10 protein-coding genes and 3 tRNA genes are annotated in these 14,794 nt (G+C 61.1%); 9 read left to right on the top strand and 4 right to left on the bottom strand.

Annotated features, from left to right (window positions below; genetic code table 11):
- Positions 1-44 precede the first annotated feature (44 nt).
- From recA to ACUN8C_RS11745, 8 genes are all read left to right on the top strand, one after another.
- Complete coding sequence (recA, locus tag ACUN8C_RS11780) at positions 45-1,118, top strand: recombinase RecA (RefSeq protein ID WP_445619390.1); 1,074 nt, start codon at positions 45-47, stop codon at positions 1,116-1,118.
- 110 nt (positions 1,119-1,228) lie between these two features.
- Entirely contained in the window at positions 1,229-1,675 is a 447-nt protein-coding gene (locus ACUN8C_RS11775; RefSeq protein WP_445619389.1) for a regulatory protein RecX, read from the top strand.
- 273 nt (positions 1,676-1,948) lie between these two features.
- Complete coding sequence (alaS, locus tag ACUN8C_RS11770; RefSeq protein ID WP_445619388.1) at positions 1,949-4,555, top strand: alanine--tRNA ligase; 2,607 nt, start codon at positions 1,949-1,951, stop codon at positions 4,553-4,555.
- A gap of 30 nt (positions 4,556-4,585) precedes the next feature.
- Complete coding sequence (locus ACUN8C_RS11765; protein ID WP_108842640.1) at positions 4,586-5,833, top strand: aspartate kinase; 1,248 nt, start codon at positions 4,586-4,588, stop codon at positions 5,831-5,833.
- 209 nt (positions 5,834-6,042) lie between these two features.
- Positions 6,043-6,240, top strand: a complete 198-nt coding sequence (csrA, locus tag ACUN8C_RS11760) for a carbon storage regulator CsrA (protein ID WP_108842639.1) — start codon at positions 6,043-6,045, stop codon at positions 6,238-6,240.
- Between the two features lie 112 nt (positions 6,241-6,352).
- Positions 6,353-6,445, top strand: a tRNA-Ser gene (locus ACUN8C_RS11755).
- 71 nt (positions 6,446-6,516) lie between these two features.
- Positions 6,517-6,593, top strand: a tRNA-Arg gene (locus ACUN8C_RS11750).
- Between the two features lie 31 nt (positions 6,594-6,624).
- A tRNA-Arg gene (locus tag ACUN8C_RS11745) sits at positions 6,625-6,701 on the top strand.
- A gap of 107 nt (positions 6,702-6,808) precedes the next feature.
- Here the strand turns inward: ACUN8C_RS11745 and ACUN8C_RS11740 are convergent.
- From ACUN8C_RS11740 to ACUN8C_RS11725, 4 genes are all read right to left on the bottom strand, one after another.
- Complete coding sequence (locus tag ACUN8C_RS11740) at positions 6,809-7,774, bottom strand: tRNA dihydrouridine synthase (RefSeq protein WP_445621857.1); 966 nt, start codon at positions 7,772-7,774, stop codon at positions 6,809-6,811.
- A gap of 213 nt (positions 7,775-7,987) precedes the next feature.
- Complete coding sequence (locus tag ACUN8C_RS11735) at positions 7,988-9,619, bottom strand: gamma-glutamyltransferase family protein (protein WP_445619387.1); 1,632 nt, start codon at positions 9,617-9,619, stop codon at positions 7,988-7,990.
- Positions 9,620-9,685: 66 nt separating this feature from the next.
- On the bottom strand, positions 9,686-10,321 hold the full coding sequence (locus tag ACUN8C_RS11730) for an IMPACT family protein (RefSeq protein ID WP_445619386.1): 636 nt from the start codon (positions 10,319-10,321) through the stop codon (positions 9,686-9,688).
- Between the two features lies 1 nt (position 10,322).
- Positions 10,323-10,811 (bottom strand): LexA family protein, encoded by a 489-nt coding sequence (locus ACUN8C_RS11725; protein ID WP_445619385.1) that lies wholly within the window; start codon positions 10,809-10,811, stop codon positions 10,323-10,325.
- A 299-nt stretch (positions 10,812-11,110) separates the two neighbouring features.
- Between ACUN8C_RS11725 and smc the strand changes: the two genes are divergently transcribed.
- Positions 11,111-14,611, top strand: a complete 3,501-nt coding sequence (smc, locus tag ACUN8C_RS11720) for a chromosome segregation protein SMC (protein ID WP_445619384.1) — start codon at positions 11,111-11,113, stop codon at positions 14,609-14,611.
- Positions 14,612-14,794: the final 183 nt, after the last annotated feature.

Genomic DNA, 14,794 nt, shown 5'->3' with positions numbered 1-14,794 from the left:
TTAATGGCGTATCAGCGTCAGGCTGACCCGACAGGAGGGCCAACATGGCACAGGATGACAATCGCTCCAAGGCGCTTAACGCAGCGCTGTCCCAGATTGAACGTCAGTTCGGCAAGGGTGCGGTCATGCGCATGGGCGATACGCCCCGCGTGGCCCTTCCCGCCGTTTCGACCGGTTCGCTGGGGCTTGATATTGCCCTTGGCATCGGCGGGCTGCCCTACGGGCGTATCGTCGAAATTTTCGGGCCCGAAGCTTCGGGCAAGACCACCATCACCCTGTCAGTGATTGCTCAGGCGCAGAAGCAGGGCAAGACCTGTGCGTTCATCGATGCCGAGCACGCACTCGACCCCGCTTATGCCGAGAAGCTGGGCGTCAATCTTGATGACATGCTGGTCTCGCAGCCCGATACCGGTGAGCAGGCACTCGAGATCTGCGACATGCTGGTCCGCTCCGGCGGTGTGGATGTTATCGTGGTCGACTCGGTCGCTGCACTGACACCGCGTGCCGAGATCGAAGGCGAAATGGGCGATTCCCACGTTGGCCTTCAGGCGCGTCTCATGTCTCAGGCGCTGCGCAAGGTGACCGGACACATCAAGAATGCCAACTGCATGGTGATGTTCGTCAACCAGATCCGCATGAAAATCGGTGTCATGTTCGGTAACCCCGAAACGACCACCGGCGGTAACGCGCTCAAGTTCTACTCAAGTGTGCGTCTGGACATTCGCCGTACCGGTTCGGTCAAGCAGGGCGATGAAGCCGTGGGCAACGAAACCCGCGTCAAGGTCGTCAAGAACAAGGTGGCCCCGCCGTTTCGTCAGGCCGAGTTCCAGATCATGTACGGCAAGGGCATCTACCATGCCGGTGAAGTGGTCGATCTTGGCGTCCAGTGCAGCCTGGTCAACAAGGCCGGCGCCTGGTACAGCTACAAGGGCAACAAGATCGGGCAGGGCAAGGCCAATGCTGCCCAGTATCTTGAAGACAACCCGGCGGTAATGCAGGAGATCGAGGACGCGATCCGCGGTCAGCTGCTGGCGACGCCGAAATCGAAGGAAGAAGAAAAGGCGGAAGAGTCAGAAGCACCAGCAGATGCTGATGCCAACGGCGAAGAGCTTCTGTAGGTCGCTATTTTCTGACTGTGGTATCCAAATCTGATTGTGGTATGTAAAGGGGCACGCTCATGGAGCGTGCCCCTTTTTGATGCAATGAACATGAAACGCAGAGGGCAGTGATGTCACAAAGAACGCCTTATGAAGAGGCCATCGCGCTGCTGGCCCGGCGCGAATACACCCGCAGTGAGCTCGAGGAACGTCTGCTGCGTCATGATCATGCCCCTGATGAGGTCAATGCGCTGCTGGATCGTCTTGCTGAAGATGATTTTCAGTCCGACGCCCGCTTTGTTGAGCATTTCGTTCGCTCCCGCATCGCGCGTCTGCAGGGGCCGCGCAAGATCAGCGCAGAACTGGGTGGGCGGGGCATTGAGCGCGACATGATTGCTCAGGCGCTGGAAGACAGCGATGCCGACTGGACGTCATTGGCCGCCGAGGCGCTCAGGCGACGCTTTGAGGGTCCCGGAGAGGACATGAAGGCCCGGGCAAAACGCCAGCGCTTTCTGGCATCGCGTGGGTTTGACGGTCAGCAATGCAACAATGCCATGCGGCTGGCCTGGCCTTCATGACCCTTTGGCTTCGCAGTCACGCCCGGCATGAGGCAAAATGGAGCGCATAAGGACTGTCGCACCACAAGGCGACATACTGATACATTAAGCCGCCAAAATTCGTCTTGCCGTGAGCCTGCTCCTGTCGCATGCCTACAGGCGAGACCGGAAGACCATGAGGGTCACCCCTCGAGGCGCATGTTGACGACAGGCGACGGTTGCCGTGCACCCATCGTTTGATGCATCGCTCGTTGCCTCATTCAAATGACCTGACCCATTGTTTACGGGAAGCCCATGAAAAGCGCCGACATACGACAAGCATTTCTGAATTTTTTTGAACAGCACGGCCACACCCAGGTGCCTTCCAGCTCGCTGGTACCGGACAACGACCCCACGCTGCTTTTCACCAATGCCGGTATGGTGCCTTTCAAGGATGTCTTTCTGGGCCGTGACCCCAGGCCCTATGTGCGTGCCACGTCGGCGCAGCGCTGCGTGCGTGCCGGTGGCAAGCACAATGACCTGGACAACGTCGGGTATACCGCGCGCCATCACACCCTGTTCGAAATGCTGGGCAACTTCAGTTTTGGCGACTATTTCAAGCGTGAGGCCATCCATTACGCCTGGCAGTTTCTGACCGTCAACCTGGGCCTTCCTGCCGAGAAACTCTGGGTCACGGTGCATGTCAGTGATGATGAGGCCGCCGATATCTGGCTCAACGACGTGGGCGTCAGCGCCGAGCGCTTCTCGCGTCTGGATGAAGACAACTTCTGGCAGATGGGCGAAACCGGACCCTGTGGCCCGTGTTCGGAAATCTTTTTCGACCATGGCCCGGACGTCTTTGGTGGCCCTCCGGGAAGTCCGGATGAAGATGGCGATCGCTACATCGAGATCTGGAACCTGGTTTTCATGCAGTATGATCGTGATGCTCAGGGCAACATGACGCCGCTGCCCAGTCCTTCCATCGATACCGGCATGGGACTTGAGCGTATCGCCGCGGTCATGCAGGGCGTGCATTCCAACTACGAGATCGACCTTTTCAAGCGCCTGCTGGCGTCTGCTGCCAACATTGCCGGCCAAAACGATATTCATCAGCCGTCACTGCGCGTCATTGCCGACCACATCCGCTCATGCGCCTTTTTGATCGTGGATGGCGTCATGCCTTCCAATGAAGGCCGTGGCTATGTGCTGCGCCGTATCATCCGCCGCGCCGTTCGTCACGGTCACAAGCTGGGCGTGCGTGAACCCTTCTTCCATCGTCTGGTGGCAGCACTGGATGAAGAGATGGGTGAGGCCTATCCCGAGCTGCGCGCGCGTCGGGAGCAGATCGAAAGGGTACTGCTCAAGGAAGAAGAGCAGTTTGCCCGCACGCTGGACCATGGCATGCGCCTGCTTGATGAGGCGCTGGCCGATCTCGAGTCCAACGAGCTGAATGGCGAGACCATCTTCAAGCTGTATGACACCTACGGCTTTCCCTACGACCTGACCGCCGATATTGCTCGCGAGCGTGACATTGTCCTTGATGAAGCCGGCTTTCAGCGCGAGCTCGAGGCACAGCGCGAGCGTGCCCGCGCGGCCAGTCAGTTCGGAGCGCGCATCGAGGCCGATATCAATCTTGATGGCGCCACCGAGTTTGTCGGGCGCGAGCGTCTGGCCTCGGGAGCACAGGTGCTGACCCTGCTTGATGACGACGGCCGGCAGGTCGATCAGCTCGAAGCCGGCCAGAGTGGCGCCGTCGTGCTGGACGAGACGCCGTTCTACGCCGAATCCGGGGGGCAGGTCGGTGATCGCGGCACCCTCACGCTGCCGGGCGCCGTCTTCAACGTGCGCGATACGCAAAAGCGTGGCCAGCACTTCGTGCATCTGGGCGAGGTCAGTGAAGGCATCCTGCCCGCGCAGGCCAGAGTCGAGGCCCGTGTCGAGGTGCCGACCCGTCACGCCATCATGCGTAATCACTCGGCCACGCACCTGCTGCATGAAGCTCTGCGCCGCGTGCTGGGCACCCATGTGCAGCAGAAGGGCTCACAGGTGGGCGATGAGCGGCTACGCTTTGACTTCAGCCATAACGAGGCCATGACGCCGGATGAGCTCGAGCGCGTCGAGGCCATGGTCAATGAGCAGGTCATGGCCAATACGCCGGTGACCACACAGCTGATGACACTGGATGAGGCGCGCAAGCTGGGTGCTCAGGCCTTGTTTGAAGCCAAGTATGGCGAGAGCGTGCGTGTGCTGACCATGGGCAGCGATGACTTCTCCATCGAGCTTTGTGGCGGTACTCACGTCATGCGTACCGGCGATATCGGCCCGTTCCGGCTGGTCAGCGAGGCCGGCGTTGCGGCAGGGGTGCGTCGAATCGAGGCCATCTCCGGTCATGCAACACTGCGCTGGTTCCGCGACCAGCAGGCGCTGGTATCGCGCCTGGCCGACCAGGTGCGCGCACGCCCCGATCAGCTTGAATCACGGGTCAGCACGCTTTTGGAGCGCAACCGTGAGCTTGAACGCGAAATTGAGCGCAATCGGGCCAAACTGGCCAGCCAGGCGGGCAATGACCTGCTGGACGCGGCCGAAGAGATCGGCGGTGTGCGCGTTCTGATCCGTCAGCTTGAAGGCGTGGGCGCGAAGGAGCTTCGTGGCGTCATGGACCAAATGAAAAGCCGGCTCGGTTCGGGCGTGATCGTTCTGGCCGTGGCCGGCGATGACAAGGTGAATCTGATCGCCGGTGTCACGAAGGATCTGGTAGATAGACTCAGCGCCGGCAGTCTCGTCAGTGCCATCGCCCCGATGGTAGGCGGGCGCGGTGGCGGTCGTGCCGACATGGCCCAGGCCGGCGGCAGCGACGTCAGCGGCGTGGATAATGCGCTGCAGGCAGCGCGTCAGTGGGTTTCCGAAACACTTGAAGGGTGATGGTTCAATACACCAACCAAAGGGACATCTATGGCGCTTTACGTACAAAAATTCGGCGGCACCTCGGTAGGCAGCGTCGAGCGAATCAAGGCGGTAGCCGAGAAGGTCAAGGGGTTTCGTGATCAGGGCCACCAGATCGTGGTGGTGGTGTCGGCCATGAGCGGTGAAACCAATCGTTTGATCGAAATGGCTTCACAGATCAACGAAGAACCCACGCCGCGCGAAATGGACATGCTGGTTTCCACCGGTGAACAGGTGACGATTTCGCTGCTGGCCATGGCCCTGCACCAGCTGGGCGTCAAAGCAACGTCCTATACCGGTGCCCAGATCGGCATTCGCACGGATAGTGCCCATACCCGTGCTCGTATTCAGCAGATCGAGACCGATGAGCTGCGTGCCGACCTTGATGAAGGAAAGGTCGTGGTCGTGGCAGGCTTTCAGGGCGTCGACAGCGAAGGCAACATCACAACGCTGGGTCGCGGCGGCTCCGATACGACCGGGGTAGCACTGGCTGCCGCCCTCAAGGCCGATGAGTGCCAGATCTATACCGATGTCGATGGCGTCTATACCACCGATCCACGCGTCTGCGCCAAGGCACGTCGACTGGAAAGCATTACGGTCGAGGAAATGCTGGAGATGGCCAGTCTGGGCTCCAAGGTGCTTCAGATTCGTGCCGTCGAATTTGCCGGCAAGTACAACGTCCCGCTGCGCGTTTTGTCCTCCTTCGAGGATGGCCCGGGAACCCTGATTACTGCAGATGAAGAGATTTCCAACATGGAAGAGCCACTGATCTCGGGTATCGCCTTCAATAACAATGAAGCCAAGCTGACCGTTTTGAGCACGCCCGATGTTCCCGGTGTTGCCTCGCGCATTCTGGGGCCGATTTCGGATGCCAATATTGAAGTCGACATGATTGTGCAAAATGTCGCTCCCACGGGTGGCTACACCGATTTCACCTTTACGGTGGCGAAAAATGACTTTCGTCAGACGCAGCGCATCCTGCAGGAGCAGGTCATTCCGTCGCTGGGCGGGGGGGAAGTGCGCGGGGATGACAAGATCGCCAAGGTGTCGCTGGTCGGGGTAGGGATGCGCTCGCATGCAGGCGTTGCCAGCCGGATGTTTCGAGTGCTGGCCGATGAAGGCATCAACATTCGCATGGTGTCGACTTCAGAGATCAAGATCTCTGTCGTTATTGACGAGAAGTTTCTCGAACTTGCCGTGCGCTCGCTGCATACCGCTTTTGGTCTTGATAAGGCCGATGTGAGCGAAGAACACTAAAAAACACGGTAATGCTGCGTCATATGCTGGTGCTTGTGAGGCTTTCTGCCACACTGAACCAGTGATCGTGTACCGGTAAAGAGAAGCGGTCGGGATAACACAGGTTGGATCGTGGTTCGGCTTGTCGCATAATGCCCCGCTTAAATCAGTCCGGTGCACGATCTATATGCATATATGTATAGGGAAGCAGCAATGAAAAGGAGGTCGCAATGCTCATCCTGACTCGCCGCGTGGGTGAGACACTCATGGTTGGCGATGAAATTACCGTGACCGTGCTCGGCGTCAAGGGCAATCAGGTCCGCCTGGGTGTTAACGCGCCCAAGAATGTCTCCGTGCATCGCGAAGAGATTTATCAGCGCATCCAGCTGGAAAAGAGTGATATCGACAGCGAGAACGATCCTGTCTGAAAGGCGCGCGCTTTCGCTGCCATCCGGCCAAATATATTGAATCAAAAGAATTTTTGACTTGAGGCTGGACAGGTAAGCGCAAACCAGGTAATATGCGCGCCGTACCGATCGAGGAGAGATGGCCGAGTGGCTGAAGGCGCTCCCCTGCTAAGGGAGTATAGGGTTTATAGCCCTATCGAGGGTTCGAATCCCTCTCTCTCCGCCATCATTGGTATTGAATGTCGAAAGGCCCGCTCTAATCGGCGAACATGACATTCAAACTGCTGTACTTTTGTTGCGCCCGTAGCTCAGCTGGATAGAGTACCTGACTACGAATCAGGGGGTCGGAGGTTCGAATCCTCCCGGGCGCGCCATCAGCACACAGAATTGGAAATTGTTTTATCTGCGCCCGTAGCTCAGCTGGATAGAGTACCTGACTACGAATCAGGGGGTCGGAGGTTCGAATCCTCCCGGGCGCGCCAGATTTCAAAGCCCCGTCCGAAAGGACGGGGCTTTCTGCGTTTCAACGCCAGATTCCCCGCGCCGTTGTCATTGGCGCCAGGGCATGTCTTCCCTTCGATTCAGTTCATCAGGACGAGAAGGACGTCTCGGCTTCCGAGGGCGATACCTCTTCCTGCAGGGCCGTCATGAACTCATCAAGCGCCGTAATCCGGCGAAGCCTTTGAAAGTGCACGCCGGCTTCCGGGTCGTGCTGGCGCATGATGTTGAGCCACTGTTTTAAAAGCGACACCACGACCTTCGAGGGCAGGGCAGGGTCAATGCGCTGCACGTAGGCGGCCAGCAGGGCGCTGCGGTCCTGCCAGCGCGTGTCCGGCAGACGCTCGCCGGTGAGTTGCCAGTGACGGATACGTTTTGCCAGCCATGGATCCGCCAGTGCTGCCCGTCCCAGCATGACGTCCTGACAGCCGCTCACCTCGCGGGCCTGCCAGTACGCCTCCAGTGTCCAGATATCGCCATTGACCACGACCGGCACGCCGGCCTGCTCGCGAATGCGGCTGACCCACTCCCAGTGCGCAGGCGGGCGATAGCCTTCGCGACGAGTGCGAGCATGCACCACCAGGCGCCGGGCGCCGCCGTCTTCTGCCGCACGTGCACATTCCAGGGCCAGAGTCTTGTCCTCGAACCCGAGGCGCAGCTTGGCGGTTACCGGGACATCGGTGCCTTCAAGGGCGCCATAAACGCCCTGTACGGCTCGATAAACACGCTCTGGTGTGCGCAACAGGGCTGCGCCTCCATCATGACGGTTGACCGTCTTGGCCGGACAGCCAAAGTTCATGTCGATGACCGGTGCCCCAAGTGCCGCGGCCACCCGGGCATTCTCGCCGAGCTTGTCAGGCTGAGCGCCCAGCAGCTGCAGATAGACCGGCGTGCCGCTGGGTGTACGGCTGTTGCGATCCAGCTCCGGGCAAATACGTTGAAAGACCCGCGGTGGCAGGCGGGCATCCGTCACGCGTACGAATTCGGTCACGCTCCAGTCGAATCCCCCCAGCTCGGTCAGCAGCTCACGGGTCAGGGCATCGATCACGCCCTCCATGGGTGCAAGACCGATCAGGCCGGCCCGGGGTGAGGCATCGGCCGTGGAAACACAAAAGGGCGTGGCTGGCATGGCTGGGGGTCCGCGATAGTCGTGACTGGCGCCGCCATCATAGGCATGTTGATCACAATGACAAGCGGCGTGCACGTTTTCACCGGCGCCAGACGCCGCCGGTGATCACGAGAGAACAACAGGTGGTTGGCCGCTACACGTTCAGAGTACCGCAATGGCCGAGTCGGTACGCGGCTCGGTGCCCCCGCATAAAATGCCGGTGGCCGGGTCGCGCAGGATGATCTGGCCGCGGCCGAAGCCGGTCAGGTCAAACGCGTAGTCGATCTCGTGGCCGCGACGGCTCATCTCGCGCAGCAGGTGGGTGGGGTAGCCGTGCTCTACGCTGATCCGGCGCCCGCCGGTCCACTGCCAGCGCGGGGCATCCAGCGCCGCCTGCGGGTTGAGGCCGAAATCGAGCAGGTTCATGACCACCTGCATGTGGCCCTGGGGCTGCATGAAGCCGCCCATCACGCCGAAGGGGCCGAGCGCCCGGCCGTTTTGAGTCAAAAAGCCGGGAATGATGGTATGAAAGGTCTTCTTGGACGGCGCCACCACATTGACGTGATCGGCCTCAAGGCTGAAACCGTGACCGCGGTTGTGCAGGGCGATGCCGGTCTCCGGCACCACGACGCCCGAGCCAAAGTTGTGATAGTTGCTCTGAATGAACGAGACCATGTTGCCCTCGCCATCGGCAGTGGCCAGATAGACCGTGCCGCCGGCATGCGGTGCACCGGGGGCCGGCGTCATGGCGGTCTCGGTGATCTCGTTGCGGCGGCCGGTGGCATAGCGCTCGCTGAGCAGGTCCTCGATGCGGGTGGTCATGTGTTCGGCATGGGTCACAAAGGCATGGCCGTCGGCATAGGCCAGCTTGATGGCCTCGCACTGGCGGTGCAGCACGGTAATGTCATCGCGGGCATGCAGATCATCAAAGCCGTTCATGATGTTGAGACCCATCAGCGCCACAATGCCCTGACCGTTGGGTGGAATCTCCCATACCTCCACACCGCGATAGTTCACGCTGATGGGGTCGACCCACTCGACCTGATGCGCTGCCAGATCCGATGCGCGCAGATAGCCGCCTGTGGCGCGTGAAAAGACATCGATCTTTTCGGCCAGCTCGCCACGATAGAAGCTCTCACAGCGACTTTGTGCCAGCGATTCAAGCGTGGCGGCGTGGCGTTCACTTTTGAACAGCTCACCGGGCTGCGGGGCATGTCCTTCGGGAGTGAACAGTGAAAACCATTCCTGCGTGGCGGGGTCGGTGAACGTCGGTCGAAAGCGCCTTTCGGCGCGCTGCCACTGCTCACTGATCGCCGGTGACACCGGAAAGCCTTCGCGGGCCAGTCGAATGGCCGGTGCCAGCAGCGCGTCGAAGGGTAACCTGCCAAAGCGCTCGGACAGCGCCGCCCAGGCCGAAGGGGTGCCGGGGACCGTGACCGGCGTCCAGCCATAAAGCGGCATCTGTTCATGGCCAGCCCTGATCACGGCCTCGCGGGTCAGCGCCTTCGGGGAGACGCCGCTGGCATTCAGGCCGTGCAGCTGGCCGCTTCCATCCTCATCCTGCATCCATACCAGGGCGAAGGCATCGCCGCCAATGCCGTTGCCGGTCGGCTCGACCACGGTAAGCGCGGCGGCCGTGGCAATGGCGGCGTCGACGGCATTGCCACCGGCGGCCAGAATGTCACGCCCAACCTGCGCGGCCTGGGGCTGCGAGGCTGCGACCATGCCGTGGCGGGCATAGGTCGCACTGCGACAGGAAGGATAGGGATTATGGTGTGAAAAGACGTGATGCATGAGGCCTCTCTTGCCAGCCACGCTGATGGCGCAATTGTTATTGGTTAAATGTCGGCGGTGCGGCCATCAGGCCGGTGTGCCCGGTCGCTCATCGTGACAGATCAGTCGGCCCTTGAGGCGCGAATTGAGCCCCTCGAGATCGGGGGTCTGATCCATTGGCCAGGCAAGGGTGATCGTGACGCCGTCGGCGTTGTGCAGCGCTTGATCGACAGGGGCGTCATTGAGCTCGGCCCAGCGGCGCAGCTCGTGTTCCAGTGCAAAATCCGTGGTCAGCCACAGCGGGCGGCGCGTGACATATTCCCGGGTGGGTAGGCTTTCAAGCGCCTGAAGCAGTGCTTTCGAGTAGGCGCGTACCAGTCCGCCGGTGCCCAGTTTGGTGCCGCCAAAATAGCGGATGATGACGCTGGCCGTCTGCCCCAGGCCGCTGCCTTCCAGCGCCTGATACATGGGGCGCCCGGCCGTGCCGCCGGGCTCGCCATCATCTGAAAAACCGATGGCGTTTTGCTCCCCCGGCGGGCCGGCGATAAAGGCCGAGCAGTGATGTGAGGCGTCCGGATGATCAAGACGTGCCTGGTCGATCAACTGCTGGGCCTGTTCAGGCGTGGTCACATGAGCCACGCGTGCGATGAAGCGGCTTTTTTGTACCTCAAGGCTCTTTTCAAGCCAGGGCGCGTTGTCGAGACAGGGAATCGGGTAGCGCATGTCAGGCGGCATTGACGGGCGTGTTGGCGGGGCGGCGGGCCACACCCATCACCAGCCCCAGTACCTGAATGTCATCGTTTTTCAGATAGATCGGCGGCATGGTGGTGTTGGCCGGCTGCAGGCGTACGCCCGACTTGTCGATGTAGACCTTTTTAAGGGTGACTTCCTGATTGTTGATCAGCACCACGGCCGTCTCGCCATTTTCGGCGGATTCGAGCTTTTCGATAATAATGATGTCGCCGTCATGGATGTTGCAGTCAATCATCGAGTCGCCACGTACCCGCAGGGCGTAGGTATTGCGTCGCACCATGCGCGAGGGGATGCGCACCGTTTCATTGTCGGCACAGACTTCCATCGGCATGCCGGCCGAGACGGTGCCCAGCAGCGGAACATCCACCAGCTCGCTGGCATCGATCTCCTCCCAGGCATCCTCGACCAGCGGAATGTTGGGCATGCGGTGCAAAAAGCGTGGCTCGGTATGGGCTGACATAAGGCAACTCCCTGAAGGGGCATCCGATGGGCTGACACATGACCGGCGACACATGATGCGTCGTCGCAAGGGGCGCGTGACACGAACATCACCCTGGTAGGCAGGTATGCAAACAGTGTCACGGGCAACCTTTCAAAGGTAACCGAAACCATACGGTGACGGTAGTCATTGACATGGAGAAAGCCTGCCAATCGTAGTAGAGTGGCGCGCTTTGCCGCGGCGCTGTCCGGCGCCTGCGACCCCGATGTGTCGCCGCCCGGCACCCGCCGATTGACCTGTTCCCGGAGCTGTCCACTGGAATGCGCCTGACATCGATCAAACTGGTCGGCTTCAAATCCTTTGTCGACCCGGTGACAGTCCCCTTTGATACCGACATGACCGCCATTGTCGGCCCCAACGGCTGTGGCAAGTCCAATGTCATCGATGCCGTGCGCTGGGTGATGGGCGAGTCCTCGGCCAAGTACCTGCGCGGCGAATCGATGGCGGATGTCATTTTCAATGGCTCGACCGGGCGCAAGCCGGTCGGGCAGGCCTCGATCGAGCTGATCTTTGACAATCGCGAAGGCAAGCTGGGCGGGGCCTGGGCGCAGTACGCCGAGATTGCCGTACGCCGGCTCGTCACCCGTGACGGGCAGTCCCAGTATTTCTTCAACGGCCAGAAGTGCCGCCGTCGCGATATCGCCGATCTCTTTCTGGGCACGGGCCTTGGGCCGCGCTCCTACGCCATCATCGGTCAGGGCATGATCTCACGGCTGGTCGAGGCGCGCCCCGAGGAGCTGCGCGCCACGCTGGAAGAGGCCGCCGGCATCTCGCGCTACAAGGAGCGTCGCCGCGAAACCGAAAATCGCATGCGCCGCACCACCGAAAATCTCGAACGCCTCGATGACCTTCGCGAAGAACTCGACAAGCAGCTCGAGCGTCTCAAGCGTCAGGCCGAGGCCGCCAAACGCTACCGTGAGCTGAAAGGGCGCGAGCATCGTCTCAAGGGCGAGCTGGCCCTCATTCGTGCCCGCGCCCTTCGCGAGCAGCAGCAAACGCGTGACACCCGGGTTCGCGAGCTGGAAAACAGCGTCGAGCGTAACGTGCTGGGCATGCGCGAAAGCGAAAATCGTCTCGAGCAGTCCCGCAGTCAACACGATGATCTGGCCCAGACGCTGGATACACGCCAGCGCGCCTTCTATGACACCGGTGCCGCCATCGCTCGAATGGAGCAACAGCTTGAGAGTGCCCGGGCGCGCGAGCAGCAAAGCGAGGCCGACATTGCCGCCATTGATCGGGACCTGACCGATCTTGCTCGTCTGGCTGGTGAAGATGACGTGCGCTATCAGGACATCACGTCACGCCTGGCGGCACTGACGCCTGAACTCGAGGCTGCGCGCGAGGCTTTCGAGATGGTCGAGGCCGGGCTTGAAGACGCCTCCGAGCGCGAGCAGGCCGCGCTCGAGGCCTGGGAGGCCTTCAGCGAACAGCATCAAAACGCCACGCGTAGCGCCGAGCGCGCCCAGAGCGAGGTACGACGCCTTGAGGCCGTCATCAATGAACTCAACACACGTATCGCCCAGCGCCAGAAGCAGCGTGACGAGCTGCCCGAACAGAACGCGCTGGTAGAAGAGCGCGAGATGGCCGCCGAACGGCTGGCCGAGCTTGATCTCGAAATCGACAGTGATGAGTCGCGAAGGCTTGAACTGAAACAGGCGCTCGAGGAGGTGGAAGCCCGGCTTCAGACGCTGGCCACCGCACGGGATGAGCATCAGAACCGACGCAGTGCGCTGCAGGGCGAGCGCGCGTCGCTTGAAGCCCTGATTCGGGCCGCACTGGACAGCGGTGATGAGGCGCTTGATGCCCATCTGAGTGCGTTTGAACTGGCCGACGCTCCGCAGCTTGCCGAACGTCTTGACGTCGAGACCGGCTGGGAGGCCGCTGTCGATGTGGTGCTTGGCCCCTGGCTGGCGGCGCGGGTGGTCGATGATGAGCACGCTCAGGCAGTGCTGCAGGCGCTGCCGGGCGGGGCACTGACCCTGCTCGATGAGCATGCGCCGACATCAGTGGCCCCTGACGGCTCGCTGGCCGCCAGGGTGACCGGTGCCGAGGCACTGAGTGCGCTGCTGGCGCGAGTCACCACGGCCGAGGATGATGCCGGTGCCTGGCGTGCCCGCGAACATCTGGCGGCCGGTGAGAGCGTGATTGCGCCGTCCGGTCTCTGGCTGGGCCGTCACTGGGCACATCTTCAAAGTGGCGATGCGCAGACCGGCAGTGTCGTGGCCAATCGACAGCGCCGTGATCGCATCGACCTGGAGCTTGCCGAGCTTGAGCAGACAATGGCGGAGCGCGAGGCGCAGATCGAACAGCTGCGCAGCCAGCGCACCCGGGACGGCGAGGCGCTGGAAACCCTCTATGCGCATCAGCGTCAGCAGCAGCAGGGGCGTCAGACGCTGGCGCTGGAAGCCTCGAAGCTGGGAACCCGGCTTGAGCACCTGCGAAGTCGTGACAGCGAGCTGGAAGAAGAGCTTGCGCTCATGCGTGAACAGCTCGAGGAGCACCGGTTGAACCATGAGCAGGCGCGCGAGCAGTGGGATCAGGCGCTTGAGACCGTCGAAGACAACGATGCCCAGCGTCAGCAACTTGAGCGAGCGCGCCGTGACACCCGCGAGGCGCGCGAGGCCGTCAATGCACGCCTGGCACCGGCACGAGAGGCCATCAATACGCTGGAGCTTGAACGTCAGCGCCTGAGCACCGAGCTTCAGGGCATCGAAGGCCAGCGTGCCCGCGCCGGTGATCAGCGCGCGCGTCTTGAAGAGAAGCGCGAGATGCTGCGCGAGCAGCGTGAAGAAGCGTTCGAGCCGCTGGAGATGCTGCGCGAGTCCCTTGATGAGGCGCTGCATCAACGCACCCGCGAGGAGCAGCTGCTCAACGAATGTCGTAACGAGGCCAGTGCCATTGGCAATACCATGCGAGAGCTGGAACAAAAGCGTCAGGGCCATGAACGCGAGCTTGAAACCCTGCGTGAGCAGCTTGAAGCCGAGCGCATGGACGTTCAGGCCCTGCGACTCAAGGCAGAAGCCCAGGAGCAGCAGGTCGTGGAGCTTGGCCACGACAGCGCCACTCTGGCAGAAGGACTGGCCGCCGGGGCCTCCGAGCAGGTCTGGCAGGAGGAGCTGGAATCGGTCAGCGACAAGATTCGTCGGCTGGGGGCCATCAACCTGGCCGCCATTGAAGAGTATGAGCAGCAGCTTGAGCGTCGTGATTATCTGCAGGGGCAGCATGCCGAGCTGACCGAGGCGCTCGATACCCTGACTCAGGCGATCAAAAAGATCGATCAGGAAACGCGCACACGCTTTAAAAAGGTCTTTGAAGAGGTCAACGAGCGTCTGGGCGAGCTGTTTCCGCGTGTGTTTGGCGGCGGCGCAGCCTGGCTGACGCTGACCGGTGATGATCTGCTGGAAACCGGGGTGGCCATCATGGCAACGCCGCCGGGGAAGAAAAACAGCACCATTCATCTGCTCTCCGGGGGAGAAAAGACGCTCACGGCGCTGTCTCTGGTATTTGCGATCTTCCAGCTCAATCCGGCACCCTTTTGCATGCTCGATGAGGTGGATGCCCCGCTGGATGACGCCAACGTGGGGCGTTATGCGAAACTGGTTCGCGAGATGTCGCAAAACGTGCAGTTTATCTACATTACACACAACAAGATTGCCATGGAGGCAGCAGACCGCCTGATGGGTGTCACCATGCAGGAGCCGGGCGTGTCTCGCCTGGTGTCGGTGGGCGTGGAGGAAGCCGCCGAGCTTGTAGAAGCATGACGTCAAGGGTCAACGCTGGCGGAATCCTGAATGCCGGGTCCTGGCGGCGGGAAGTCTCGCAGGGATATAATCGAAGGGCGATTGCGCAATATGGGTTATTGACGTCATATTGCTGTCATCGGACGACAGCTTTCACGCCGACAGAGGCAGGTTCAGGGTCGTGAAAGACATTCGTCCATTTAT

It is taken from the genome of Kushneria sp. Sum13 (assembly GCF_052692355.1).
The sequence above is the reverse complement of the archived record's forward strand: the minus strand, read 5'-3'. Positions and strand labels throughout refer to the sequence as shown.

Coding starts and splice junctions, on each gene's coding strand:
- recA (WP_445619390.1), top strand. CDS start 45: ATGGCACAGGATGACAATCGCTCCAAGGCGCTTAACGCAGCGCTGTCC.
- ACUN8C_RS11775 (WP_445619389.1), top strand. CDS start 1,229: ATGTCACAAAGAACGCCTTATGAAGAGGCCATCGCGCTGCTGGCCCGG.
- alaS (WP_445619388.1), top strand. CDS start 1,949: ATGAAAAGCGCCGACATACGACAAGCATTTCTGAATTTTTTTGAACAG.
- ACUN8C_RS11765 (WP_108842640.1), top strand. CDS start 4,586: ATGGCGCTTTACGTACAAAAATTCGGCGGCACCTCGGTAGGCAGCGTC.
- csrA (WP_108842639.1), top strand. CDS start 6,043: ATGCTCATCCTGACTCGCCGCGTGGGTGAGACACTCATGGTTGGCGAT.
- ACUN8C_RS11740 (WP_445621857.1), bottom strand. CDS start 7,774: ATGGAGGGCGTGATCGATGCCCTGACCCGTGAGCTGCTGACCGAGCTG.
- ACUN8C_RS11735 (WP_445619387.1), bottom strand. CDS start 9,619: ATGCATCACGTCTTTTCACACCATAATCCCTATCCTTCCTGTCGCAGT.
- ACUN8C_RS11730 (WP_445619386.1), bottom strand. CDS start 10,321: ATGCGCTACCCGATTCCCTGTCTCGACAACGCGCCCTGGCTTGAAAAG.
- ACUN8C_RS11725 (WP_445619385.1), bottom strand. CDS start 10,811: ATGTCAGCCCATACCGAGCCACGCTTTTTGCACCGCATGCCCAACATT.
- smc (WP_445619384.1), top strand. CDS start 11,111: ATGCGCCTGACATCGATCAAACTGGTCGGCTTCAAATCCTTTGTCGAC.